The organism is Aquidulcibacter paucihalophilus (assembly GCF_002105465.1).
GTDB classification, from domain to species: Bacteria; Pseudomonadota; Alphaproteobacteria; order Caulobacterales; family Aquidulcibacteraceae; genus Aquidulcibacter; species Aquidulcibacter paucihalophilus.
Genome location: NZ_NCSQ01000157.1, coordinates 1 through 26,124, shown reverse-complemented (window position 1 = coordinate 26,124; position 26,124 = coordinate 1). Strand labels below are relative to the sequence as shown.

The following is a 26,124-nucleotide window of genomic DNA, read 5'->3' as shown; positions in this document are numbered from 1 at the left end:
CCTCCTGATTTGGCCGTTCAGCCTAAAGCGGCCCGGCCACGTGGCCCGCCAAAATATTCTGACAACCAACCCGTCGCATGTTCGCGCAAATGGTCCAAAGGACCGATAGCGATAACTTTACCCTCTGCCAATGCCGCAACCCGATCACAGGCGTCGCGCAACGTATCTAAATCATGGGTGATTAAGAAGACTGTCAGGCCCAGGGTTTCCTTCAATTCATTGACCAAAGCATCAAACTTGCCGGCGGTAATTGGGTCGAGCCCGGCGGTCGGCTCATCCAAGAATAGGATATCGGGGTCCAGCGCAATAGCACGCGCAAGCGCTGCCCGTTTGCGCATCCCACCCGAAAGCTCGGCAGGCAGTTTGTCTGCTGAGGACGGCGGCAGGCCTGCCATCAAAATTTTCAAATCCGCGATCTCAAGGGCCAATTTAGGCGGCAAATCGGTATGTTCTGTCAGCGGCACAAGGACATTTTCGCGGACCGTTAAATTCGAAAACAGTGCCCCGTCCTGAAACATCACGCCCCAGCGCGCATCTAAAGCTTTGCGCTCTGCGGGGTTGTTCGACCAAACATCATGACCAAGCACCATAACTTTGCCCTCTGAGGGTGGGCGCAGGCCGATTATGGCGCGCATGAGTACAGATTTTCCCGTCCCCGACCCTCCAACAATGCCAATGGTTTCACCACGCAGCACATCAAGGTCGAGATGTTCATGGATCACCACATGCCCGAAACGATTGGCTATGCCACGCAAGCGGATTGCCACATGTTCGTCGGGAATGTCCAAAATCGGTGTGAGAGCATCGGCCGGGTTCATATGCCAAGCTCCATATAAATCAGGGCAAAAACAGCCTCGACCACGATAACCATGAAGAGGGCTTGTACCACCGAAGCCGTTGTCCTTTGACCTAAGGAAATCACATCGCTTTCGACATTTAAGCCCTGCCGACAGCCAATAATCGCAATGATGAAGGCAAAGACTGGGGCCTTGCCCATACCGGCCCAGAATTGGTCCACGCCCACATTGTCGTTTAAGCGATTAAAGAACAAAGTCGGACTGATATCCAAGGTCAACATGGTAACAATCGCGCCGCCAGCGATACCGGCAATCATGGCAAGAAACGTCAAAATCGGGAACATAACCAACAGCGCAATCACGCGCGGCACAACCAGCATTTCCATGGGACTCATGCCCAAAATGCGCATAGCATCAATTTCTTGCGTCATTTTCATCGAGCCGATTTGCGCGGTAAAGGAGGAATCTGACCGACCCGCTAAAATGATCGCTGTGATCAAGACCCCAAATTCACGCAATACCGCAAACCCCACCAACTCAATGGTGAAAACCGAGGCCCCAAAGTCTTGCAAAATGGTCTTGCCCAAAAAGGCGATCACGGCCCCGATAAAGAAAGACAAGGTCATCACAATTGGTACGGCGTTGAGCCCCGCACTTTCGGCGACCGCAAAAGTTGGCAACCAACGCACGCGGCTTGGGTTGGCAATGGCTTTGCCGCAGGCCACGACCGTTTCGCCAAAAAAACCAACTGTATCGATCAACTCGTCATAGATTTGCACCATGGCGCGACCCATACGCCCCAGCAATTGTCGCCAAAGTGGGACGGGCTCGGGTAGCGCATCGCAGCCTGCGGTAAACTTGCGAACTTCGGCAAGCATGCGCCCGGCAACAGGGTGTTTGCCAATCATTTGTGCAGGCTGCTCAACCGAGGAGAGCAGTGCTTTTTCAATGACATAGGCACCGGCGGTATCAAGGTCCATCAAGCCACTGACATCAACAATGGCAGGCCGGTCGGTATCAAGGTCGCGGATGAGACGCAGGTCGGCATCGATCGCCCCAATAGTATGGATCGTCCAGTCCCCCGTCACCCGAAGAATTGGCGCAGGTCCGCTTCGATCCACTTCAAACTGGGCCTCTTGGTCGGGCAAGAATGGGCCTTCCTGGCTAAAATCCTGTTTGGCCACCCAATGAAGTGGTGGCGCGTTCAGCTTCGAATCGTTGTGCACACGAGCCGACGCAAAGTCTAGCTTAGAGGCTAGTCCCTTGTTGGAAAAGAGGCTTACCCGCATTTACAAATGACAAGGTGTCACTGGATTGCCGCAGGTTCGCCCGCTTCGCAAAGTCTGCAAAAGCGTTTAAGAAGCAGCATGAAATTTCACGTGCAAAAAGAAGTGTGGCCCCTGAAGGGCGTTTTTCGCATCGCCAGAGGTGCGCGCACGCAAGCCCAAGTTGTTACCGTAACACTTGAAGACAAAGGCTTTATTGGGCGCGGCGAATGCGTCCCCTATGCACGCTATGAAGAAGATTGCGACAGTGTCATCGCTCAATTGGAAGCTGTTCGCGCCCAAGTTGAGGGCGGAGTCGATGTGGAAGCCTGTCAAAGCCTCCTGCCTGCAGGTGCCGCGCGCAATGCGCTGGACTGCGCCCTCTGGGACCTGAAAGCCAAAAGCCTTGACCAGCCCGTCTGGGCCTTGGCAGGCCTGCCCGAGCCTAAGCCCTTGGTAACGGCCTTCACCATCTCGCTGGATACAGCCGAAGCCATGACTCAGGCCGCTCTGGCAGCCGCCGGTAGACCGATTTTGAAGGTCAAGATTGGCGGCGAGCATGATCTTGATTGCGTCCGCGCGGTTGCAAAAGCCCGGCCAGACGCGCGCTTAATCGTCGATGCCAATGAGGGAATGCAGGCAGATACTTTGCCGGGCCTTTTGACTGAAGCCCGCAGCCTGAACATTGATGTTGTCGAGCAACCCTTTGCTGCGAGCAAGGATTCAAGGCTTGGCCAAATGGCAGCCCCAATCGCAATTTGCGCCGATGAAAGCTTTCATACCAGTGCGGATATTGAATTGCTGGTCCAAAATTATGATGCCGTAAACGTCAAGCTCGACAAAACGGGCGGTTTTACCGAGGCCTTGAAGTCAATCCGCGAAGCCCGCGCAGCCGGTCTTCGGATCATGATGGGCTGTATGGTCGGCACCAGCCTTGTCACGGCCCCGGCGGTCTTGCTGGCGCAATTGGCAGACTGGATTGATCTAGACGGCCCGCTCTTGCTGGATCAAGATCGCAGCCCCGGTCTCTTTTACGACGGCTCTATCATGCATCCGCCCAGCCGCGACTTGTGGGGATAGGCTGTTTTCATACCGCTCACTTAGAGGAAGAACTTCGATGTCATCCGCGCCAGAAACTTTCTTTGCCCACACCTACTTTGAAGCGCGTGATAAGTTTTTAAAAGCTGCAGGGGCCGCGGGCGCTCTGATCGAAACCCATGTGATGGCGCATGCTAAGGGACCTGGCGGGCGGGAAATTGCGATGGATTGCGCCATTCTCGGCCCGAAAGAGGCAACAGCGGCCTTGGTGATTATCTCCGGCACCCATGGACCGGAAGGCTATTGCGGTTCTGGCGTCCAAGTTGGGCTTCTTGAAACGGGCTTGGCCAAAGACTGGGCGCAAAAACTTCGGATCGTTTTGATCCATGCCCATAATCCCTATGGGTTTTCTTGGGACAGCCGCTTTAACGAGGACAATATCGACCTCAATCGCAATTATCTCAAAGACTTTGAGCCGCCTCTTCCATCCAATCCCCATTATGACCTCTTGGCACCTTGGGCGGCACCGGCTTCGCGTGACGAAGCAACCTTGCATGAAGCACAAGGCAAATTGCTCGCCTTTGCAAGCGAACATGGCTTCCCGGCGCTGCAAGCGGCTTTGACGGGCGGTCAATATAATCATCCCAAAGGGGTCTATTATGGAGGCAATGCCCCTTCCTGGTCGAACCAAACCATCCACAAATTGCTGGCGGCCCATTGCGTCGGCCTCAAACAAGTCGTGACCATCGACATGCACACAGGCCTTGGCCCGTTTGGTGTCGGGGAAATCATTACCGAGGCTGCCCCCTCCAGTGATCATTACCAGCGCCAAGCCGCCATTTGGGGGGATGAAATCCGTTCCACCAAAGATGGAAGCTCGGTTTCAGCAGATTTGTTCGGCACAATGGATGCGGCCTTGGTCCGCGCACTCGAGCCGTCATGGTGTGCCTGTATCGCCATCGAATTTGGTACCGTCGATACCATGAGCGTGTTTTTAGCCACCCAAGCCGCTTGCTGGTTACATTGCTATGGTGACCCCACGGGCCCTGAAGCATGCCAAATCCAAGCCGATAGTCGTGCAGCCTTTTATCCAGAAACCGAGGAATGGAAGACTATGGTGTGGGCGCGCAGCCTAGATGTCATCGGACGGGCAGCAGCCTATTTGGCGTGATCTTCCTGCGGCAATCTCAAGGTCGGCTGCTTGGGTGACAAAAGAAGCGAGATCAGGATCAAACCAATCGTCGCCAAAATCACGCCGCTCCAATAGCCAGCAGACTGAAATTGGTCGTAGAGCGAACCTGCAGCAATACTGGCCAGTCCCATCGTGGGAGACATGATGATGGCAGAGCCTAATTGCTGACCCGTCGCGCGCTGTGCCATGGGAATTTCGGCCTCAATCAAGCGCATAAAGCCCATGTGGGTCGCGGCAAAGGTCAAAGCATGTAGCGCTTGCAGCAGGAAGGTGACGCCCAAGTCTGGGGTTTGGGCGAAAGCAGCCCAGCGAATAATGCTGGCAATCCCGCCCCAGAGGATCAAAGTCTCGGGCCGAAAGTGATTTAGTCGGCTTGCCAGAAGGGCGAAAAAGGCAATCTCCACAATCACCCCAAAGGCCCAGAGCATCCCAACTTGCGAGCCGGAAAAACCTTGTTCCAGCCACAGCTTGCTGGAGAAACCATAGTAAAAGGCGTGGGCGGCTTGAATGAAGCTCGCTGCCAGAACGGCTAAGAAAAAAGTCCGCCGCTTAAAGAGGGCAAAACTGTCTTTCAAACGTGTGCTCAGGGGCGTCACAACAGGTTCGGCAATTGGCTCTGGATACAGCCAAAAGCCACAGGCCACCGTGGCAACACAAGCAATGATGAACCACGCATAGACAGATTCAACGCCAAAGGCCTGGATGGTGGCTCCTGCCCCCAGATTGGCCAGAACAAAGGCGGCTGATGCAGCAGCACGCGCGCGCCCGTAAGGCCATCGACGCGACTGGGCGGTGACTCGCATGACGCCTGCTTCGGCAAAGGGCATCAAGCATTGAAACATGACCCCGGTAGCAAAACAGGCCAAAGCAATGGGCCAAAACACTCCCAAGAATGGAAAGCTAAGATATCCAACCGCAAGGGCCGCAGAAAACACAATCAGCGGGGTGCGTCGATCCCCGCGGCCTTCAGCCCAAGCAGCAGCCAAAGGCCCGACCAAGATCCGTCCAAAGCTGGAAGAAGCCAGAATGACCCCGATTTGCGCCCCACTTAAGCCCTTGGTGGTTGCTAGCCAGACCGGCAAATAGGGCATGATGGCCCCCAATGCGACATGGGCCAGCATCATAAACAAGGTCATGCGTGCAATGGATGGCATAGAAAGGGCTTAGAGTGCTACGCGACACTGTCGCAAGCCCCTTCCCACCGATTTTTACTGCGCTTGCGCTCCGTTTATCGGCACAAGCCGCACCAATTGGCCATTGCGTTGGCCCTTATCGCGGAAGTTCCGCATGGCGGTGGTTAAGACATAGATATAGCCATCTGGGCCTTGGCGCACGTCGCGAACCCGCACATCTCCCAGATCAATCCGCTCTTGCCCAACGACTTTACCGGTTTTGTCCAAATCAACGCGGATCAAGGCTCCGCGTCCTTGATCTAGGCGCAATCCACCGGCCAAGAGATCGCCGTCCCAGCCCCGATATCGCGTGCTGCGAACCACCGCGAGACCGGAAGGAGCAATAGCGGGCGACCACACGGCGAGCGGGTCAACCATACCAGGACCGCTCTGGTTCGGGGAAATCGGCGTCCTGGCTGCCCCATATTCCACACCATAAGTGACTTTAGGCCAGCCATAATTCTGGCCAGACTGGATCAGGTTCAACTCATCCCCGCCCTGACTGCCATGTTCAGTTGCATAGATGCGGCCTGAAACAGGATCGCGCGCAAGGCCTTGAGCGTTGCGATGGCCATAGGAGTAAATCTCTGGCCGTGCACCTTGTGTGTTTACAAAGGGATTGTCCTTCGGGATGCTGCCGTCATCCTTGATGCGCACGATCTTGCCCAAATGGCTTCCCAGATTCTGGGCCTGATTGCGAATAAAGCTGCCATCCACGGAAGTAGGCGGATTACCGCCATCGCCAATGCTGATCAGCAAAGTCTGGTCTGGAAGCCAGGTAAAGCGCGAGCCGTAATGCTGAAAGCGTGGCTTGGCCGGGGTGACTTCAAAGATGGTTTGCACGTCCGTCAAGGCGCGGCCTTCCAATTTGGCGCGCACGATGCGTGTGCGGTTTGCCGCCTCATCGCCGACAGAGAAGCTCAGATAAATCAGTTTGTTGCGGGAAAAATTTGGATGCAAGGTTACATCCATCAATCCGCCTTGACCACCAGCCGTAACCGTCGGCACGCCGGTAATTTCTTGGGCTTCTAAGCTCCAGCTCGCGCCTGCCTTCACATAGCGTAGCTTGCCCAAAAGCTCAGTCACCAACAAGTCGCCATTGGGCAAGAAAGCCATGCCCCATGGTGCTTCCAAATCTGCGACCATGGTTTGCGGCGCAACGGTCGTGGCGGCAGACAGACTCAATGCTTGGGTGATGGGGGTTGGCCCGGGTACAATTGCGGACGGCGCACCGGCTGGGGCCTGCGCCAAAGCAGGTGCTGTGACACTGGCCATCACGAGGGTTGCGCCCAACAGAGCCAAACCAGACGTACGAACCACCATTGAAATCTTCCTTCTATCGCCACATCAGCCTGCGCAGAGGCCAAGAAAAAGGGGCAAAGCCCAACCCGACTTTGCCCCCGTGATCTAGCTTGACGCGGCTGGTGAACCTAGGCCTGACGCGACCTAGAACCAGTCACATTATGGTCATCGACCAGCCTATTTAGCTTTCAACTCTGCCACCAAACGGTCTGCCTTATAGACTTTGGTCAAGGCTTCGGTCATGGCAGCCGTGGTTACCGAGACGGTCCGGTTCAACCGCCCATCATAGGCATAATTGCCGCCGAGTGAGTGGATGTTTCCGTCAAATGCGGCACCGACAACGCGGCCTTGTCGATCAATCAGAGGCGAACCGGAATTACCGCCAATAATGTCGTTGGTGGAAGAAATATTGAAGGGCGTTGCCAGATTCAAGTTTGGCTTTGCTGCCAGCCAAGAGGGTGCGGCGACAAACGGGAATTCGCCGGTTGCACGCTCAAAATAGCCACCAATCGTGGTCGTCGACGGCACCGTAACGCCCGCATAAGTCCACCCTTTTACAACACCATAGGACAGGCGCAGCGTGAAGGTGGCGTCTGGATAGACATTAGTGCCATAAACCGCAAAGCGCGCCTTGGCGATCTTTTCTGCCGCTTGCGACAAGGGGCCATTCACCTCTTGGTTCATGCGAACCGACAAAGCCCGCGCATCGGCCTCGGCGCGACGGGCCAGAACGATCAGCGGGTCGGTTGAGGCATCAATGGCGGCCTTACCCCCCTTGATCAAAGCTTCCCGGACCGCTTTATCATCAAGTTTAGTGCCCGAAATCCCGCGTGCAGCAATCCCTTCAGGGCTTTCCGCACCCAAAAGGCGCTTGATCGATGGATTATCGGCCGTCAAATATTCACGCGCTTTCGACAGCCACAATTCCAAACCAATGACTTCCAAATCCTTGTAGATTGGCGCCTCGGTCAGGATTTGTTTTTCCATTTGCGCAATCGCCCCATCAGAAAAGCCCGGTAGGCGCTCGGCCAAAGGTTTCGCGCGCTCATTGGCCATCCGGACCAGGGCGCGCGCCGTGCCATACAGACTGGAGATCGAGCCGGCGCGAGCTTCGAGGAACTCATGCTCCCAGAACAAATCTTGTTGCTTGGCAACGGCGGCATCAATCTCGGCCCATGGGTCGCCAATTTCAGCAAGAAGCTTAGGATTGGCCCGCACTTTGGCTTTTAATTCAGCCTCTTCCCGCTCTTTGATGGCAAAGAATTGTGGGTCCATTAGGGCGCGTTGCTGGCCATATTGGGCTTTGTAGCTGTTTTCCACGCCAAACAATAGTTCCTCGGCCGAACGCTTAGCCTCATCGCTCTTGGTACGATATTCAATCAGGCGACCGCGCAATTCTGAGCGCACCAATTGCCGCGTATGCAAGCGCAGGTCACGTTCAAACTTCAATTGGGTTGTGGTGCGAAGACGTTCGGTTGAGCCGGGATTACCCGCAACAAAAACAATGTCGCCATCCTTTGGGGTTTCGGTGGTCCATTGCAGGTGGGTTGGGGTTTTCACAGGCGCGCCATTCTCATAGGCACGCAAGAAACCGCCATCCAAGTTATAGCGTGGGAAGTTGAAATTGTCGGGATCGCCGCCGAAGAAGCCGATGGCATTTTCAGGCGAGAAGACAAGGCGCACATCCTTATAGGTGCGGTATTTATAGATTTTGTATTGCCCGCCGCGGAACAAGGAAATCATGTCGCAACGGAACAGTTCCTTATCGTCGTTCTTGCAAGCTTCTTCTTCCAGCTTGGCAATAGCGACGCTGCGGGCTTGGGCAACTTTGCTGGCCTCAACACCCGCGGTGGCTGCCTTCACCTTCGCCGTATTGTCGATAATGCTGACCAAGACTTCGGCTTCCAGACCGGGGCAGGTCTTTTCGTCGGTCAAATTCGCGGCCAAAAAGCCATTGAGGCCATAATTCTTTTCTGCGCTCGACAGGTCGGCAACACAACTCGACACACAATGCCAATTGGTAAGGATCAAGCCACTATCGGAGACAAAACTGGCCGAACAGCCCGACGACAAACGCACCGCCGATTGTTGGACCTTATTCAGCCACGCTTGATCGGGGGCGAAACCATGGGCTGCCTTCATTTTCGCAGCGGGAAACGCATCAAATGTCCACATGCCTTCATCGGCGTAAGCGGGGCCTGAAAAAGCTAAAGTAGCTAGGCTAACTGCGAGCAAAAATTTCGAGTGCATCGAGATCGTGTCCTAAATGGGTGCAGCGTACCATACGCCAGCCCAGCTAACTTGTTACCGTGTTCAATTCGATCACAAAAGCCGATTGAGCCCGTTGTGGACAGAAAATTACACTCTGCCCCATGTCAGTTTCCCTTGACGCGAGCGGAAGTGGTGGGCATGGCAATGCGCAAATTCCTTACAAGCCAACATGCTCAGGAGACGTTCACATGTCAGATATTCGCTTTGACGGCCAAGTCGCCATCGTAACAGGTGCCGGGGGTGGCTTGGGCAAGCAGCATGCCCTCGAACTGGCCCGCCGAGGCGCTAAAGTTGTCGTCAATGATTTGGGCGGCGCAATGGACGGAACCGGCGGAAATTCGGCAGCAGCGGAAGCCGTTGTCGCCGAAATTCAAGCGTTTGGCGGTGAAGCCATCGCCAATGGTGCCTCGGTGACGGACGATGCTGGCGTGGCTAATATGGTTGCCCAAGTTATGGACAAGTGGGGCCGCATCGACATTTTGATCGCGAACGCTGGTATCTTGCGCGACAAAAGCTTCTCGAAGATGGAAATCGCCGACTTTGAGGTCGTGATGAACGTCCATCTGATGGGCACCGTAAAGCCTGTGAAGGCCATGTGGGAAATCATGAAGGCGCAAAACTATGGCCGCATCTTGGTCACCACCTCATCGAGCGGCATGTATGGCAATTTCGGCCAAACCAATTATGGCGCAGCCAAGCTTGCCCTTTATGGCTTCATGAACACGCTGAAGCTGGAAGGAGCCAAAAACAACATCAAGGTCAATGCGATCAGCCCTGTGGCTGCAACCCGTATGACCGAAAACCTGATGCCGCCACAAATGCTTGATTTGCTGAAGCCAGAATATGTCACCCCTGGTGTTATGTATCTGGTCAGCGAAGATGCGCCAACCGGAACCGTCCTCTCGGCAGGTGCTGGCGTCTTTGCCGTTGCCAAAATCTATGAGACCGACGGCATCTGCCTGAAGGGGGATGGCATCACGGCTGAAGAAGTGCGCGACAATTGGGATAGGATTTGCGATCCAGCCGGTCACGAAGCCTATGAGCAAGGCGGCGGCCAAACCGGAAAATTCATGCGCAAGCTGTCTGGCGGCTAAGCCCCACCGAACTTCAAGCCCAAAATCTAGTCAAACATGCCGCCGACCCGCGCCTCCCCTCTCAAGGCGCGGGCGGCTTTTATTTTGTCGATATAGGCTTCCATGCGATGGTCCTCCAAGAGGCGCGGATTACCAAAAATGAAGGAGACGATGCCCACAATCGTATGGAAGATTTTGACCAATGGACTGCGGTCGCGCCGCATGATCGGCTTGCCCGAAGCGGTTAAAAGGCGCGGATCACCTGTATGGCGATAGGGCGAAAAAAGCGGCGGTGGCAAAGTGGTTACAAGATCCCAGCCATTCACGAACCGATAGTGCGGGCACACAACCAAACGGTCAAAGGATAGATCGCCGACGCGTGGTGCCCCAAATGTATAGCAGGCCGCAAGATTATCCCGCTCCAATTGAGTCGAGGCAATTTGTGCCAAAGCCCCTCCTAAACTATGCCCTGTCAAATAAAGCCCCTTATCTCTCGGGACATGAGAATTGACGTCCGCCAGAAGCTGGGCCCCAATCCGATCATAGGCCTTCTTAAAGCCCTTATGAATCTCCACACTACCCAAACGTGTCTCGACCGAGACAGATTCACTCATCAAATTGGTCTTCCAATCCACCAGGGAATCGGTGCCTCGAAACGCAACGACAGCAAAGTCATCGGTACGGGCCAAGAAAGCTTGACTGCCTTCTTGGTCATAGACAGCCAGAAGCTCAAAATGACCTAAATTCAATTGTTTGGATAATTCTTCTAAATCTGTCTCGTAGGACAAAATGGCCAATTTGGCCATGAGTTCAGCCGTGCGCTCTGAGACGGCAGCCCGCCAAGTCGGCAGGTTCTTGGCCTCTTGTGGACCGATAAAAATGGAGGGCTCGGTGGGATGTGCTTGTGTGTCCATGCACCAAGCATAACCTACTTTAGGTTTGTTTGTATAGATGCCCCTCAGAGCTTACTCGGCTTAGCGCACCCAAGCTCTGAGGGGCTTAAGGTGTTTAGAGGCCCAACACCATCTTCGCCATGATGTTACGCTGGATTTCGTTAGACCCTGCATAAATCGAGGTCTTGCGATAATTGAAATAGGAGGGTGCCACAGCCACCGCATAGTCTGGCACCGGGAATGGGTCGTTGGAACGCCCGTCCAAAATGCCCCAGCTGTCTGCAACAAACGGGATGCCCGACACGCCAACCGCTTCTAAAGCCAGCTCGGAAATAGCTTGCTGCATCTCGCTGCCTTTGCACTTCAGCATAGAGGAAGCCGCACCGACCGATTTGCCCGAAGAAAGGCCCGAGAAAATCTTCAACTCGGTTGCATCTAGCGCATTGATCTGGATTTCCAGCTCCGCAATTTTGCGACTAAAATCTGGGTCTTTCAACAAGGCACGTTCGCCCATTTGCTCAACCGCTGCGATGCGCTTCACCTTTTTGAGCGCATTTTTCAGGCCGGGCGCATAGGCATTGCCGCGCTCAAACTCCAAGAGATATTTGGCATAGGTCCAGCCCTTACCCTCTTCCCCAATCAGATTCTCGGCAGGCACAAACACGTCTTCATAGAAGACTTGATTGATTTCCTGCTGGCCTTCGATTGGACCATCCAAGGTCGGTAAGGGGCGGATACTAATACCCGGCGTTTTCATGTCGACAAGGATAAAGCTGATGCCGTTTTGGTTTTTCGCCTCTTGGCTGGTGCGCACCAGATTGAACATCCAGTCGGCCCATTGGGCTTGGGTTGTCCAAATTTTCGAGCCATTGAGGATATAACCCTCAACGCCATCGCGCATCGTCTTCTCGGCCTTCATTTGCAAGCTGGCGAGGTCTGAACCCGAACCGGGCTCAGAATAGCCTTGACACCACCAGATGTCTGAGTTCAGAATCTTCGGCAAATGCTGGGCTTTTTGTTTGTCATTGCCAAAGGCCATGATGACCGGCGCCACCATTTTCAAACCCATCGGCGATGGCGTTGGACAACCAGCCGCCGAAACTTCCATGTTGAATATATAGCGTTGGCTGGGGGTCCAGCCCGGTCCGCCATGTTCAACCGGCCAATCAGGGGCAGCCCAGCCGCGAGCGGCCAGCTTCTTTTGCCACTCAACTTGGCCTTCCTTGTCCAGATAGCCATTCTTCGACAAGGCCATTTTCGCCCGCAAAGCGGGGGTATAATTCTCGGCAATCCAAGCGCGAACTTCAGCTTGGAAGGCGAGGTCTTCTGCAGTGAATGCTAAATCCATCGCGACTTATCCTAGAATACGGCTGGGCCTTGGGTCAGCTTTGGCGGGGCGGCAAGGAAACCACCGATTTTGGCGACCAATTCAGCCATATGTTCGGTCTTGCCATGGGCGTCTAGGGCGGCTTGGTCGGCATAAAGTTCCAGCATGAAATAGTCGTTTTCAGCCTTCGCGCTTTTGCACAATTGATAGACGGTGGCACCAGGCTCTTTGGCTTTCACCGTGGTGACAAACTCGGTCAACAAGGCTTCAAATTCAGCATTCTTGCCGGGTTGAATGGTGAATTGTGCGCAGATTCCGATCATTTGGTTTTCTCCCTAACGTCTTGAGTTGGTATTCTTGTTGCTGTGATTTTGGTTATAGGTGGTTTGAAGCATGATGGAAGGGCAAAGCTGTTGCGAACTGTTCAGCCAAGCCCGAGACATTTATAGGTCTCAGCGACCAGTCCACCGCCACGCGGATCGCCTGCCAGATTGGGGGCCATGAGGTTCATGGCATAAGCCACGCCAAGCTTGTTTACCGGATCGGCAAAGCCAAAACTGCCACCCCAGCCCGAATGACCAAAACTGGTATCTAAGGGGCCATAAAGTCCGCGTGTTGACAGGATGACACCGGCAGCCCACCGCACCCAAACACCCAAAACTTTGTCCTTACTCGCACGGCGTTCAGCCACCATCCGATCAATGCCTTCGGGCGAGATGATCCGTGCGCCATCTAAGTCGCCGCCCCGCGCCAAGGCCCCATACACGCGTGCAATCCCGCGGGCATTGGCACTACCCCCTGCAGCACCATTCCCGGCGGCCATCCAATCCGGACGATTGGCTTCAAGAGGACTCATACGTGGGCTGCCGAGGGCTGATTTTATCACCGGATCGGTCGCAGGTGGACTTGCAGCCATCATCGGAGCCCAGGGCGCGACGATAGGGGCGCGGCGATGGTGCTGGTCATAGGGAAGACCAATCCAGACATCAGCATTTAACGGCTTTGCCACTTCATCAGCAAAAAACGCGACCAACGAACGTCCATCCGTCCGCCGCAACAAGGCATCTACCCAATGACCAAAAATCTCGGCATTGTAAGCGTTAGCTGACCCCGGCGGAAACAAGGGGGCTTGCGCGGCCAGTCGCGCCGAAAAAGCTGGAATATCAAGAAGCTCTTCCGTGGTTGCAGGGGTATCAGCGCCTTGAATACCACTGGCATGGCTCAACAAGGTTTCAACAGTGATCGCCTCTTTGCCATGGACGGCAAACTCAGGCCAATAGGTGGCAACTGGTGCCTCATAGTCCATTAATCCGCGCTCAACGACGATCGCAATGCTCAGCGCGGCCATGCCCTTTGTAGTTGACCAAACATTGAAAAGATCATCCGGCCCCAAAGGTTCTGTCCGAGCTTCATCGCGCACCCCACCATAAAGATCGATAATGGTTTCGCCGTCCTGGATGACGCTGAAGGTTGCGCCCAACTCTTCGCCACTGGCCAAATTCCGCGCAAATACATCGCGAACGGATTCAAAGCCTTGTGCGACATATCCGTGGACCGTCGGTGCTTGTGACATCGCCTTCTCCCCCATTTCATGCGCTCTTTAGGGCGCTTTTGGCGCCTCCTTGCGACAAGCAGTCACAAAGGCGGGCAGTACCTGGTCACGATCCACCGGCTGGGCACGATAGTCAACGTCACCCGACGTCAAGGTAAAGTCGCTCGCGGCCAGAATGGCGTCGGCGACACCCGTATCGGCTAAGGCAATCTTGCCTTCAACCAATTTGCGGTCGGCTTCGCGTACGCCGCCTTGGCGACGGACCTCTTGGAACACAATGCGGCCCGCCTTGGTCGTCAACACCAGATCTGGCTGGGCGGAAGGTGCCTTAAACACATGTGCGCGCAGGGTGATGCGCTGTCGATCATCGCACCACAACACCAAGTCTGGTGCTGCCCCTGGCCGCGACAAAAAGGCGGCTGCCCCAGACGGCTGCGCCACCAAACGCCATGATAGCGGCCCCTCCGTTCCGACGCGGTCGCGCGGATTTTGGTCCCGATCACCTGGATCGCAGGCACCGAGTGCGCAGGCGAGGAAACAGAGAGCGAAACGTTTCATTGGCCGGTAAATTTGGGGCTACGCTTTTCCAAAATCGCATCTACGCCCTCTTCATGGTCAGCCGTGTGATGCATCAAGCCTTGGGAGGCTGCAGATAATTCCATAATGGTGTCGAAGGTTGCGGTTTGGCCTTGGCGCATGAGAGCCTTGGTGACCCGCAATGCATGGGGGGGCTGTTGGGCGATTTTTTCAGCCATGGCGCGCGCTTCTGCCATCAAGACATCGGCCTCGACCACACGGGAAACAAAGCCGAACTCGCGCGCGGTCTGTGCATCGACAACATCGCCAGTAAACAACAGCTCACACGCCCGGCTCCATCCAACGATGCGCGGGGTCAACCAAGCCCCGCCATCGCCCGGGATCAGGCCAAGCTTTAGAAAGGTCACACCAAATTTTGCCCCACTCGCGGCCAAACGTATGTCACCCATGCAGGCCACATCGCAACCAAGCCCGATCGCAGGGCCGTTTATAGCGCTAACCAAGGGCACTTCTAAATTCCACAATGCCTTGATGATTTTATGGATGTTACCACGATAGGCTTCACGAATTTCAGCAGGGCTACCGCCAAAGGCGCCGGTTCGTTCCTTCATCGCCTTGACATCACCGCCGGCAGAAAAGGCCCTACCCTCGCCTGTTAGAATGGCAGCGCGGATGGCGCGATCCGCGTTGATGTCTGCGCAAATGGCTTGGAACAAATCGCCGTCGCCGGGCTGGCCCAGAGCATTCATTGCTTCAGGGCGGGTGATGGTGATGGTGGCAATTGCCCCATCCTTTTCCAGTTTCGCTACGGCCATGGGAACCTCCAAATCAGTGCGCCAGCCCTAAAGCCGTAACGCCCTATTGGCAATCACGGCCCCTCACACACCCAGAAAATTGCGCGCCTGATCATCCCGAATAATCACAAGAACGTGAACAGAAAAAATAACGACGGGTAAGAAAAATTTTAGATAATTGCGAGAATTCCCCGGTTTCCTTACAGTACAGTTCGGGGGTAGATGATGATCAACTACTTTGTGAAGCACGCGCCAGTTGCTCAGAAAATCAAGATTGCATTTGGTATCCTCATTGCCTTGGTCACTGTAGCTTGCGCAGTTTTAGCGTGGGAATCCAAAAGAGTTGAAGCTTTAGTGGGCGAATATCGCCAAATTGCACGGCAAACAGCAGCGGTTGGGGTGGCTGCTGAACAATTTCAAATGATGCGCGTCCATGCGATCAAATACGAAGCAAGCGGCGACCCTGCTGAGATCAATGCGATGCAAGGGGCTGGTGTGCAACTGGCCGAGTTGCTCACGAAAGCAAAAGAAACGGCCGTTGACCCTAAGATAAAGGCAAAGCTTGATGAAGTTTCTGCGAAAATTGCCCAATATCGTGCGGTCGCTGAACGGGTGCAAACCGACCCTAGCGCTTCGGCCAAGCGCAATGAATTAGGTGCCTCAATCTCGGCCATCACCGCGACGATGATGAAGGAGTCGCGCGCGCGCCAGGATGAAATCGGGCCGCAGATGAGCCAGCTTCTAACCCAAAGCACCCACATGGCCTTTGGCATGATTGGTGCCATCATCTTCATTGGTGGCGGATTTGCCATGGTGTTATCCACGGTCATTGCCACGCCCTTGATCAAGACTACTGCCTTGATGGACGATCTGGCTAAAGGCAACATTGACGTGGTTGTCGATAATCAGGGCCGTCGGGATTGCGTTGGACGGATGCAGTCGGCCTTGCAGGTCTTTGTGCAAAATGCTCAAGAAGTGCGCAGGCTGGAAACCGCCACAAAGGATAAGGATCGCGAGCTGCAAGAAACCAAGCGAGCCGCTATGAACGCCCTGGCAGACAGCTTTGAAGCCAGCGTTGCCCAAGTTGTGGACACGGTTTCATCGGCTGCGACCGAGCTGGAAGCAACATCTGAAACTCTGACGCGCACCGCGCACGATACGTCAGTTCATTCTGACTCGGTCGCGCGTACCGCCACTATTTCGGCTTCGAATGTCCAGTCTGTTGCCTCTGCATCAGAAGAAATGTCGGCTTCAATCTCAGAAATCGCCCATCAGGTTCAAGTTGCTGCTAAGATTGCGCAGGACGCTGAGCGTAAAGCCTCTGAAACCAACACAACTGTGGTTGCCCTGTCTGAGGCGGCAGGCAAGATTGGCGCGGTGGTAAGTTTGATTTCCGATATTGCGAGCCAAACCAATCTCTTGGCCCTCAATGCGACCATTGAGGCTGCGCGAGCTGGGGAAGCAGGCAAGGGCTTTGCCGTTGTAGCTTCTGAGGTGAAAAGCTTGGCCGAGCAAACAGCCAAAGCAACCGATGAGATCAGCAATCAAATTGGCGGGGTTCAAAGCGCAACCCAATTGGCAGTAAGCGCCATTGAAGGGATCGCCAGCACAATCTCCGAAATCAACGAGATTTCGGCGACGATCGCCGCCTCTGTTGAACAACAAATGGTTGCGGTGCAGGAAATCACGCAGAGTACCTCCAGTGTCGCAACCGCAACCAGTGAGGTCAGCCAAGCCATTGGATTGGTGCAGCAAGGCTCAACGGAAACTGGGGCTGCGGCAGAGCAAAGTTTGGCAGCGGCTCGGGAACTTGGCATGCAAGCGGTCAGTCTCAAGCGTGCTGTCGGAAAGTTTTTAGATGAGGTCCGTGCAGCCTAAACGCCCTGACCATCTAATCAGCCGATCTGATAAGGCCGCCCCATCCGGGGCGGCCTTTTTGGTTGCCTGATTGACCCTTAAGGCGGACTCGCGCTCTAGCAGACGCACCACATAAGGATCGATCCGATGCGCCGCCCCAATTTGCCCGTGATTTTGTTCAGCTTGAGTGCTCTATTGGGCAGCCTGATCGCTGTGCCTGCTTATGCCCAAATCAGCGAAGTACGCGGGGCGATTATGGCGCATAATGTTGAGACCAATGTGTCTAAAAATGCCGGCAAAGAAGATGGGCCCGACGTTCAGATTGAAGTCCTGTGGAACAGCCCCGACTGGCTGAAAGTCGCCTTTTCGCCGCGCCCCGGCGTGGTTGCCTCGCTGAATACACAAGGTGAGACCAGTTTTGCGGGTGTTGGACTGGATTGGACTTTTCCGGTCAGCAAAAACATCACCATTGATCCCTATTTGGGTTATGTGATCCACAATGGGGATCCTTTAGACAACCCCTATGCCCCGTCTGACAGCGTGCGGCGCGCCAAGTTTAATGCTGAGGAATTAGCCTTGGGTTCCCGCGATCTTTTCCGCCTGGGTGTAGCCGTCGGTTACCGCCATAATGAGACTTGGACCAGCTATCTAGTCTATGAGCACTTAAGCCATGGCCATATTTTGGGCGGTTCTAAGAACCAAGGTCTCGACAATGTTGGCATTCGCCTTGGGCGCACCTTCTAGGGCTGCTGGGCTGCCCTCCGGCCATTCATGACCGATAAACCTCCATCGCGGCGCGCTTGACCTGCTCAGCCACCCACGACAGCAAAGGGTCATGCCCGCTGGTTTGTGACATTACCAGAACAATGCCGAGGGATCGGTTTTCAAGTGGCGGATCGCGCAGGATCAAGTCAAACTGATCGGCAAAACGCGATGCAAAAGCCCGCGACACAGTCGTGACCGCGTCTGTCGCTGAAACAGCGGCAAGGGCTGCTAGGAAATGGGAGGTGGACCACAGGATGCGCCGTTGGATCCCATGCAATGCAAGCACAGCTTCTAAGTCAGTCACCCCATCATTCAAAATCCGGATCAGAATGTGAGGAACCCGCCCATAATCCGCCAGCGACCAATCATGTTGGGCCAAGGGATGCGTGCGCCGCATCACCAAAGCCAATTCGTCTTGGGCTAAATAGAGGCTCTTGGCCCCTGTCGGCAGCGGCGAACTATCCAAAGCAAATGCAAAATCTAAATCGCCCGAAGCCATACGGGCCAAAAGGTCGGGACCATAGGGTTCACAACTGAGGTCGATGCCCGGTGCTTCTTGGGCTAGATTCTGCAACAGCTTTGGGAAAATCAGCGTGTTGTTCACATCCGAGCTGGCAAAGCGGATGGTACGTTGTGCGGTCGCGGGATCAAAATCGGGGCGCTGAAACACATCCCTTAACCGTTCAAGAGCCGGGCGCAAGCTCATGGCCAAGTCAAGCGCCTTAGGTGTCAGCACGAGGCCCTTGGCCCCGCGCACCAAAAGCGGATCCTCAAAGATAGCCCGCAATCGGCCCAAGGCGCGGCTCATGGCAGGCTGGCTCATCCCCGCATCCCGGGCGGCCAGCGTCACATTCTTGCGCCGCAACAAAGCCTCAAGCGGCGGCAGCAGGTTCAGATCTAGGCCATTTAAATTCACTTTGTGCATGGTCTTCATATAAACCATGCATTTCACGCATGCAAGTGATGGGGCTATGACTTGGACTACCGAGTTAAAGGAGAAGACTATGCGTCAGAAAATCGTCGTGCTGGGTTATGGCCCTGTTGGCAGGTCTGTGGTTGAGCACTTGCAGATGCAATCAGATCAAACCGATATTTGGGTGGCCCAGCGCCACCGCCCCGAATCCTTGCCGGATGGTGTGCGCTTTGTGGCCTGTGACAGCCAGAACTTGGCTTCGGTACAGGCAGCCTGTGCCGGTGCGACCCAAATCGTTCTGGCCATAGGCTTTGCTTATGACCGGGCCATTTGGATCGAGCAATGGCCGCGGGCTATGGCCCATGTGCTGCAGGCAGCCGAAGAGACCGGTGCCCGCCTCGTTTTTGTCGATAATCTCTACATGTATGGCCCCCAGCGCACCGCCCTCGTGGAAACCATGCCCCTAACCGATCATGGCGCAAAGCCAGCTGTGCGGGCTGCTATCACGCGGCAATGGATGGCGGCCCACCAAAGCGGCAAAGTACGGGTTGCTGCCTTGCGAGCACCGGACTTTTATGGCCCTTGGGGTTGCTCAATCCCACCTAGGCGATTTGGCGCTGGGGGCTTTGGCCAAGGGCAAGCCCGCCATGCTGATCATCGATCCCGACCAAAAGCATGATTTTGCCTATGTGCCAGATATTGCGCGCGGGGTGGTCTCGCTTCTGACCGCGCCCGACGAGGATTTTGGCCAAGCTTGGCATATTCCCTGCGCACCCATTCAAACCGCGCGCACGATCTTAGCCTTGGCTGAACCGCATACTGGCAAGCCACCCAAGCTAACCACTCTGCCCATGGCGCTTTTGCCCCTGATCGGGCTGTTTAGCCCCATGATGCGGGAAATGGCGGAGATGCGTTTTCAATGGGATCGCCACTATGCGGTTGATAGCAGCAAATTCGCTGCCCGCTTCTGGAACGACCCTACGCCCTTTGCCAAAGGTGTTGCCGCCACCCTGAAAGCCTATCAGGCGGCCTATCTGGTTAAGGGGACGCGGAAGTGGGCAAGCTGCACATTGTCTTCGCTCACATCCAGCTCAACCAAGCCAATGACATCCTCGTTCAATGCGAGGGTGCAGACAGGGCCGGTTTGCAGGCCATTGGTGAGGCCCGCCTGTTGGGTGGTACTGCGACCGGCACGGCTTTCAACTTCGGCCCGGAGCCGCCACGTCAAAGCCCGCGAACGGCCGGCATGCACATAGACCTCCAAGATCAGACGACCCGCGAGGCGCGCGCTTTTGATATCTGCCACGACGGCATGATCGATTGACATAGCGAGCTTCCGGCTGGAGGTCTAATTGGGCGGAATACCGCCATTGGCTTGTTGGACAATGGCCGCCACCAAGGCATCGACGGCATTTGGCGCTGTAGCCTTGGTCTCATCTTCTTTTCGGCTGTCGACGACGGTGGGCTTGGCCAGCGCTTGATTGGCCACAGCCAAGGCCGCGAGGGTATCATCTTCGCGCCCGGTGGAAAGCCTGCGGGCGGCGGAATTGACGTCTGAGGGCGCAGTCTCGAGCAGATTTTGGTTGGCCATGAGGCGTTGTTCGGGCGACAAAGGCTCATGATCTGGGACTGCAAACTCAGCGCTGCGTGTTTCGATAACACGGGCACAGATTTCGGGCTCTTGCGCCGCCTCTGCCCCACTGCAGCGATCACTACCTTTTAGAGCAGCCGCACGCGTATCACGCCCCTGACTGGGCTTACTCAAGGCTGGCGGCGGGGCGGCGCTTGGCCCCTTTGGTGCCAATTGCGGCGTTGGGCTGCGCGCCTCAGCCGTTTTGGACACTTGGCTCACTGGCCCGCGTGCCGCCTGAGGCGAGATGGTCGGTTCGGCGATTAAAGGGCTCGCAGCAGGCTTTTGTGGCGACACCTGTGTTGCCAGAATGCGGTTGGCCGGCGCAGCATTTGGTGCGGGCGCATCGGCTTGGCTGACGCGGACTTTGCTGTCCCCACTTGGCTCTGACTGGGCCGATTGTTGGGCAAAACCAAGAAGGACAAGGGCAAGGACGCGGGTGATCATGGCTTGGTCTGCGTGATGATCATGGTTTGCGCACCATCAACCGAAACCCCCACCGACGAGAGATCATTTCCAGTCTGGGTCCAACTGATCGTGCTACCGCCGTTTTGGGCAAGATTTAAGACATTGCGGTCGCCATTTTGGGAGAGAGTCGCACTATTCGGCGCACCGTCTTGGGACAGATTGACTTTATTGCTGTCGCCACTTTGCGTGATCGAGGCGAATTGACTGGCGAGGGTAGATATCTGAGCAAGTTCAATCTGGTTCTTTTGGCCTGTTTGGCTGATCACTGCCTGGTGCATACTAGGCCCTTGCTGGATCAGAAGCGCGTCATTCAAGGTGCCGGTTTGCGTTACGCGCGCATCATGCTTGCCATTTTGTTGGATGATTTCGGCTTTATTGCGCTCCCCATCCTGTTCAATCATGGCATAGCCCGCCACCGCAGTGGCATCTTGGCTTGCCCTGGCAGTATTGGCAGATCCGATTTGCGACACATAAACCCCGGTTTGAGCCATGGCCGGGGCAGCAAAGGCCACAGCCAAAATCGCAAGTGAGACGGTGAGGCATGCCTTCATAGCGAATATCCTTTGACGTCAATCAGAGAAAGAGGCCGGGCAGAGCGGCCATTGCCACCCTGCCCGTGCTAGATTGGGGTTAATTGGCCGTCGAGGGCCGCACACCTTGGGTGACAGTGGCGGAATTGCCCGAACCCGACTGGGTCACAGACGAATATGCCCCGGAGAGCGACTGATAAACATCAATGCTGCTATTCGACCCGCTTTGCGTAATGAAGTTTTCAGCGTTGGCACCGGTTTGGACAACCGTCACACCATTATTCGAGCCCGACTGGGTGATGTCGCTGCTCGCGCCCGGCCCGATTTGAGTCACGGTGATCCGGTTTTCAGAACCGGATTGGACAATGTTGCTGCTGCTATCAGCACCTGATTGCAGCAGGTTTACCGAGCCAGTTTCTCCGGATTGGACAATATCGCTTTCCGCGCCCGGGCCATCCTGGGTCAGCGAGATGACATTGGTATCGCCACTCTGCGTGATGTCACTGCGGGCATTAACGGCAAGAGTGGTCTGCGTTACTGAAATGCTGTTGTTGATTCCTGATTGGCCGACAACCTCAGCAGCAGTACCAACGGCCCGGCGGCCAACGCGGCTGATTGCACCAGCACCGACCTGACTGATCGAGACCACATTGCGGGCCTCGGACTGGACAACCTCACTGACATTGCCAGCACCCGATTGAGTGACGTTCACGGTTCCCTGGTCACCGACTTGCTTCACAAAGGCGCTGGCCGCGGCCGCCGTAGCATTTTGGGTTACGGTGGCCGTGTTGTCATTGTTCGACTGCACGACACTCACGGTGCCTGTCGACGCTCTTTGGTTCACCGTAGCCTCTTGGCTGGTACCCTGTTGATTTACCGTCGCGTTTAAGGGCGCGTTTAAGGGCGGTAGCGTGGCGGCAGTTGCCACGCCTGCGACCCATGCGAGCGCCAAAGCGGAGACGGCGGATTTCAGGATGATTTTCATGTCAATTTTCCTTTTAGAGTGTAAATTTGGTTGGAACAGAGGATCGAAGCGGCACCGAAGCGCGTGGCCACTCCGGTCCTAGGGGTTAGTTTCCCAGACCTTGGGTGATGGTGGCAGAATGGCCAGTGCCAGCTTGGATCACGCCCACAAATGCATTCCCCAAAGCCTGGGTGATCACAGTGGTGCTTTCGCTGGCATTGGTCTGGTTGACCACGGCTTCGACAGAATTACCCGACTGCAGGATGTCGGTGTAATTATTCACCCCGCCCTGATCGATCGATGCTTTATTGTCGACACCACTTTGGGTCACGTCCACATCGTTTTTACCATCAACAGGACCTCGTTGGAGGTTGACCGGGGATAGGCTGCCCGTCTGAGTAACGTAAACTTCGCCGTTCCGAGATGTGCTCGTTTGCAGGATGGTGCCCTTCGCCCGGTTGGTTGCGGTGGTCTGATTAAACACAACCTTTCCATCTCGACCATTTTGCGTAATTCCGATGCCGCTGGTAATCCCGCGCTGGGTTACATAGGCCTCGTTGTCTTGGTTGGTTTGGGTGACTCGGACCGTACCAAAGCCAAGATTGGTTTCGTTGCCGAATTCATCCAGATTTTGGTTGACGACGCTTTTGTGACCATTGCCCCTTTGTTCGACCGTTGCGGTGGCAGACCAGCCAGTCTGATAAACAGCAGAGCTGTTGCCACTGCCGTTCTGGGTAACCCTAGCACTCACATTCTTGTCGTCACTGTCCCACCGGGTGTCCAGTGAATCAATTTGCTGAACGGTCGAGTCATTATCCGCCCCGGTCTGGCTGATCGTGGCCCGATAATTCCGCGGCGCATAAGTCCCGTTGGCGGTAGGCTCATTCATCGTCTGGGTGACGCGCGATGTACTGTCACCGATTTGGGTAACACTTGCCACCAGCGTATCACTTCCCCGATTGTTGGTGCGCTGAGAAGCAGCCGCAGTCTGGTCGATATTCGACTTGGCATTGCCTGTTTGCCAGACATTTGCCTGCAAATCCGTTGACCCATCACTGCTGGCGGTCTGATTAATGTCTGAATAGCCGGTGGTCATCGCACCTCTCTGCTCAACATAAGCTGCCAGATCACTGGTATTGGGGCCTGATGCTCGTTGAACAATGCGAGAGTTTGCCCCCTCACTGCCAGTGGCTTGGATCACCGTTGCGCGCAAATTCTGAGAGTTTGCGCCGAGCGCGATCTGGTCAATATAGGATTCGCCATTATTGCCGCGTTGCGTGACCGACACATCGAGATTGCCCTGTGAGCTGCTGCCGGCTGTTTGCGAAACTCCTGAGACGTTCTCATCGCCATTTTGAATGATGACAGCATTGGGATCATCAGAAGGTGAGGTCAACGCATCAGCTTGAGTCACTGTCGACCTGTTATCATTCCCAGTTTGGTTGGTGGTGGCATAGGCATCGGTTGCAAACTGTTCGATCTTGGTGGAGTTACCGGCTCCAGTCTGTTCCGAAGTGGCGTAGTTGCCATTTTTGCGACTGCCCGCTTCCCCTTGCGTGATGGTAGCGATGTTAGAACCCGCACCAGACTGGATGGCAGAAGCAAAATTGCCTTCGGTTGCCGAACTGTTGGTACCATTGGCCGGGGCCAAGGTGGCGGTGACTGCACTGAACTGATTGATCGTGACCTTAGATTTCACGGTGCTCGTCGATGCAGCGCTTTGGGTTTGACTGACAAGAGCGCGGTTGCCGCTGCCCTTCTGATTGACTTCCGAGACCAGAGCCGGCCCGGCTGCATTGACAGTCTGGGTTACATTGGCCCCGTTGTTATTGTCCGTCTGGGTGACAGTCGATTGTGCCGCGATCGTGCTGGCGGCACCAGCTTGGGCAATCGTGGCATTATTGTTACTGCCTGATTGGATCACGTTGGACGAGGGATTTGCGACATCGGCCGTTGCCCCCGTGGCGGCAGTCATCAGCGCGACCGCTGAGGCAGACGCCAGAATTAAGTTTTTCATGTGCATAGCTCCAGTATTCAGTCAGACGGAATGCCTAACTGCTTGGGATTGTTCGCCGGAATAACCCAGCATAATCAACAGGTTAATTTACAATTTTATTGTTGAGGGCCTCAAAGATCTGCGTAATCACAGACGCTAAAGGCTGCATGAAAGAGGGTTGATGTGTCTCGTCGCCCCCTTAGTTTCCCGACCGCACGGTCGGATCGGTTGTGCCCGCCGCGGGATTGCGGGGGGCAGAAGAGGAAAGCTCTGCCGCTGCGACGGCTTGTTGCAGACTGCGAAGCGGCAACTGCTGGACAACGGCGATCTTGGGAGACCCCGGGCTGGCATCGGCGCTCGGCTGTGTCTCAACCTTGCGGGCGGGCTCCTGCTTGCCCTGTTTTTGTTGTTTCTTTTGCTTCTTTTGGCGCCTTTCGGCCTTTAAGGTCGCGTCACGAATTTCTTCGGCGGTGACTTTGCCCTCGCGTTCATCGCGATAGCTGGCCAAAAGTTCAGTGCCGCGTTTGGCGTCGGCAACGGCCCATAATTGCTGCTCTGCCCCTTCCATGATTAGGGCATAGACCGCCTTTTCAATGGCCTGCTGCAACGCGACTTGATCGGGCTCATTCGTCGTCATGCCGGTTTCAGCTTCAAGAAGCTTTTTGAAACCGACATAGCGGAAGGCCCCACCGCCCACCGCATAGGAGGCGATGGATTTGGTGGTGGTGACTTGAGCCAAGACTTCGCCCGTCCGCACCGAGACCGCACGCAAAGCCACGGTGACAGTATCTTGGCGATACTCGGTACGGGCATTGATACCGAGGAAACCTGCCCCCGCCCCCCCTGTCAGCGTGCTGGTATCATAGCCGACAACCCCGCCACTTAAAATCACACCTGCAAATAAAAGCGATGGTAGCGCTTCGGGATTAACCTTGGTCTCGCCCAAATAACGCTCGCGCATTTCGCGAATGATTTGGCGCTCGTTTAACAGGTTAGAGAGGTTTTCTCGCTCCAAAACGGTAAACCAATTGCGCCGCCCAGCATCTTGCAAGGCCCGCATAAGAATAGAGGTCCCCCCCTGGCTGACAGCACGAGAGAGAGTTTGCCCCGCCTCTGAGACGCGAAACTGCCCCGTTTGGTCAGAGAAGTTATAGACCGCCACCGGTACCGGTCGCTCCGCTGCTGGCAGGTTCTGAAGCAAGCGCTGGGTGCTGGTTTGTTGTTGAATCGTCGGCAGCGACGGGTTCTTCCCCATCGGCGATAGCTTGGCTGTGGTGGGCACACAGCCCCCCAAGGCCAACAGGCTGACGCAAAAGACCAAGGCGCGCATCATTTGATTTCCACAAAGAGCGGGACCACCAACGTGGTGACTTCACCGGTCGTGTCATTGGTAATGGTGATGGTGACATTGACGAGATCGCGCACGAACTCAATTGTCTGACCACCCAAGGCGATCTTGCCGCGCTCTTGCGGATTTTCGCCAAAGATTGCGTCCACAATCTGCGAAGACACCGCCGACAAAAGGCGCGATTGCAATTGCCGTGCAAAGGCATCGGCCTGCGAGGTGCTGCTCGACGCCCGCTTGTCACGATAATCATTCTGGGCGTTTGCAACGCCAAGAAGATGGTTAGAATTAAACGGATTGCCGCCAAATGTTGGATTGACTGGCTTGTAATTCAGGTCTTGCGCCCGAAGTGGTGTTGGTTGACCAAAGGCGATCATGCCCACACCGATCAATCCGGCGAGATAGAGCGCTTCCCGTTTAATAAGCATCATAGCCACAGCTTG

General features: G+C 55.4%; 24 protein-coding genes and 1 pseudogene. 7 read left to right on the top strand and 18 right to left on the bottom strand.

The genetic code is table 11. The features are described 5' to 3' along the window. Positions 1–17: 17 nt before the first annotated feature. Positions 18–818, bottom strand: coding sequence for an ABC transporter ATP-binding protein (locus tag B7364_RS11435; protein WP_085340167.1), 801 nt, complete (start codon positions 816–818; stop codon positions 18–20). Further along, entirely contained in the window at positions 815–1,945 is a 1,131-nt protein-coding gene (locus B7364_RS11430; RefSeq protein WP_232780888.1) for an MlaE family ABC transporter permease, read from the bottom strand. The genes B7364_RS11435 and B7364_RS11430 overlap by 4 nt, the downstream gene beginning before the upstream one ends. Before the next feature lie 219 nt (positions 1,946–2,164). Between B7364_RS11430 and dgcA the strand changes: the two genes are divergently transcribed. Next, on the top strand, positions 2,165–3,142 hold the full coding sequence (gene dgcA, locus B7364_RS11425) for an N-acetyl-D-Glu racemase DgcA (RefSeq protein ID WP_085340165.1): 978 nt from the start codon (positions 2,165–2,167) through the stop codon (positions 3,140–3,142). A gap of 37 nt (positions 3,143–3,179) precedes the next feature. Beyond that, the gene (locus B7364_RS11420; RefSeq protein WP_085340164.1) at positions 3,180–4,271 is read left to right on the top strand and encodes a M14 family metallopeptidase; all 1,092 of its coding nucleotides are present in this window, start codon (positions 3,180–3,182) and stop codon (positions 4,269–4,271) included. Here B7364_RS11420 and B7364_RS11415 read toward each other — a convergent pair. The 3 genes from B7364_RS11415 to B7364_RS11405 form a co-directional block, all read right to left on the bottom strand. Then, a complete protein-coding gene (locus tag B7364_RS11415; RefSeq protein ID WP_085340163.1) occupies positions 4,259–5,446 on the bottom strand; it encodes an MFS transporter in 1,188 nt (395 codons plus the stop codon). The two genes, B7364_RS11420 and B7364_RS11415, sit on opposite strands and share 13 nt — an antisense overlap. 54 nt (positions 5,447–5,500) lie before the next feature. Beyond that, positions 5,501–6,787 carry a PQQ-dependent sugar dehydrogenase gene (locus tag B7364_RS11410; protein ID WP_085340162.1) on the bottom strand — a complete coding sequence of 429 codons (1,287 nt, stop codon included), beginning with the start codon at positions 6,785–6,787 and terminating at the stop codon, positions 5,501–5,503. Positions 6,788–6,943: 156 nt separating this feature from the next. After that, the gene (locus tag B7364_RS11405) at positions 6,944–9,016 is read right to left on the bottom strand and encodes a S46 family peptidase (protein WP_085340161.1); all 2,073 of its coding nucleotides are present in this window, start codon (positions 9,014–9,016) and stop codon (positions 6,944–6,946) included. Between the two features lie 209 nt (positions 9,017–9,225). Between B7364_RS11405 and B7364_RS11400 the strand changes: the two genes are divergently transcribed. Continuing rightward, positions 9,226–10,131 (top strand): SDR family NAD(P)-dependent oxidoreductase, encoded by a 906-nt coding sequence (locus B7364_RS11400; protein WP_085340160.1) that lies wholly within the window; start codon positions 9,226–9,228, stop codon positions 10,129–10,131. A 26-nt stretch (positions 10,132–10,157) separates the two neighbouring features. Here the strand turns inward: B7364_RS11400 and B7364_RS11395 are convergent, their stop codons facing one another. The 6 genes from B7364_RS11395 to B7364_RS11370 form a co-directional block, all read right to left on the bottom strand. Beyond that, positions 10,158–11,024 (bottom strand): lipase family protein, encoded by an 867-nt coding sequence (locus B7364_RS11395; protein ID WP_085340159.1) that lies wholly within the window; start codon positions 11,022–11,024, stop codon positions 10,158–10,160. A gap of 94 nt (positions 11,025–11,118) precedes the next feature. Further along, complete coding sequence (locus B7364_RS11390) at positions 11,119–12,351, bottom strand: acyl-CoA dehydrogenase family protein (protein ID WP_085340158.1); 1,233 nt, start codon at positions 12,349–12,351, stop codon at positions 11,119–11,121. 11 nt (positions 12,352–12,362) lie between these two features. Beyond that, entirely contained in the window at positions 12,363–12,653 is a 291-nt protein-coding gene (locus B7364_RS11385) for a putative quinol monooxygenase (protein ID WP_085340157.1), read from the bottom strand. A 101-nt stretch (positions 12,654–12,754) separates the two neighbouring features. After that, positions 12,755–13,903 (bottom strand): serine hydrolase domain-containing protein, encoded by a 1,149-nt coding sequence (locus tag B7364_RS11380; RefSeq protein WP_157893658.1) that lies wholly within the window; start codon positions 13,901–13,903, stop codon positions 12,755–12,757. A 27-nt stretch (positions 13,904–13,930) separates the two neighbouring features. Continuing rightward, a complete protein-coding gene (locus B7364_RS11375) occupies positions 13,931–14,440 on the bottom strand; it encodes a hypothetical protein (RefSeq protein WP_085340155.1) in 510 nt (169 codons plus the stop codon). After that, complete coding sequence (locus tag B7364_RS11370) at positions 14,437–15,234, bottom strand: crotonase/enoyl-CoA hydratase family protein (protein ID WP_085340154.1); 798 nt, start codon at positions 15,232–15,234, stop codon at positions 14,437–14,439. The genes B7364_RS11375 and B7364_RS11370 overlap by 4 nt, the downstream gene beginning before the upstream one ends. A gap of 1,308 nt (positions 15,235–16,542) precedes the next feature. Between B7364_RS11370 and B7364_RS18415 the strand changes: the two are divergent. Both B7364_RS18415 and B7364_RS11360 read left to right on the top strand, forming a co-directional pair. Continuing rightward, positions 16,543–17,091, top strand: a pseudogene (locus B7364_RS18415) (methyl-accepting chemotaxis protein); the annotation flags it as partial. Between the two features lie 126 nt (positions 17,092–17,217). Beyond that, on the top strand, positions 17,218–17,814 hold the full coding sequence (locus tag B7364_RS11360; protein ID WP_085340152.1) for an acyloxyacyl hydrolase: 597 nt from the start codon (positions 17,218–17,220) through the stop codon (positions 17,812–17,814). Positions 17,815–17,839: 25 nt separating this feature from the next. Here the strand turns inward: B7364_RS11360 and B7364_RS11355 are convergent, their stop codons facing one another. After that, a complete protein-coding gene (locus B7364_RS11355) occupies positions 17,840–18,778 on the bottom strand; it encodes a LysR family transcriptional regulator (RefSeq protein ID WP_232780887.1) in 939 nt (312 codons plus the stop codon). Positions 18,779–18,839: 61 nt separating this feature from the next. Here B7364_RS11355 and B7364_RS18015 point away from each other — a divergent pair, with 61 nt between their 5' ends. Beyond that, positions 18,840–19,427 (top strand): NAD-dependent epimerase/dehydratase family protein, encoded by a 588-nt coding sequence (locus B7364_RS18015; protein WP_198534222.1) that lies wholly within the window; start codon positions 18,840–18,842, stop codon positions 19,425–19,427. Next, positions 19,396–20,004 (top strand): Rossmann-fold NAD(P)-binding domain-containing protein, encoded by a 609-nt coding sequence (locus B7364_RS18010; RefSeq protein WP_198534221.1) that lies wholly within the window; start codon positions 19,396–19,398, stop codon positions 20,002–20,004. Before B7364_RS18015 ends, B7364_RS18010 begins: the two co-directional genes overlap by 32 nt. A 92-nt stretch (positions 20,005–20,096) precedes the next feature. On the opposite strand, the gene B7364_RS11345 is transcribed toward B7364_RS18010, so the two are convergent. The 6 genes from B7364_RS11345 to B7364_RS11320 form a co-directional block, all read right to left on the bottom strand. Then, a complete protein-coding gene (locus B7364_RS11345) occupies positions 20,097–20,825 on the bottom strand; it encodes a hypothetical protein (protein ID WP_085340151.1) in 729 nt (242 codons plus the stop codon). Beyond that, entirely contained in the window at positions 20,822–21,397 is a 576-nt protein-coding gene (locus tag B7364_RS11340; RefSeq protein ID WP_085340150.1) for a hypothetical protein, read from the bottom strand. The genes B7364_RS11345 and B7364_RS11340 overlap by 4 nt, the downstream gene beginning before the upstream one ends. 79 nt (positions 21,398–21,476) lie before the next feature. Then, positions 21,477–22,361: a hypothetical protein gene (locus B7364_RS11335; RefSeq protein WP_085340149.1), complete on the bottom strand. Its 885-nt coding sequence runs from the start codon at positions 22,359–22,361 to the stop codon at positions 21,477–21,479. Positions 22,362–22,446: 85 nt separating this feature from the next. Next, positions 22,447–24,357 (bottom strand): beta strand repeat-containing protein, encoded by a 1,911-nt coding sequence (locus B7364_RS11330; protein WP_085340148.1) that lies wholly within the window; start codon positions 24,355–24,357, stop codon positions 22,447–22,449. A gap of 178 nt (positions 24,358–24,535) precedes the next feature. Continuing rightward, the gene (locus B7364_RS11325; RefSeq protein WP_085340147.1) at positions 24,536–25,669 is read right to left on the bottom strand and encodes a CsgG/HfaB family protein; all 1,134 of its coding nucleotides are present in this window, start codon (positions 25,667–25,669) and stop codon (positions 24,536–24,538) included. Beyond that, positions 25,666–26,124, bottom strand: a 459-nt coding sequence (locus tag B7364_RS11320) for a curli assembly protein CsgF (protein ID WP_232780886.1), incomplete at its 5' end; no start/stop codon positions are given. The genes B7364_RS11320 and B7364_RS11325, both read right to left, overlap by 4 nt.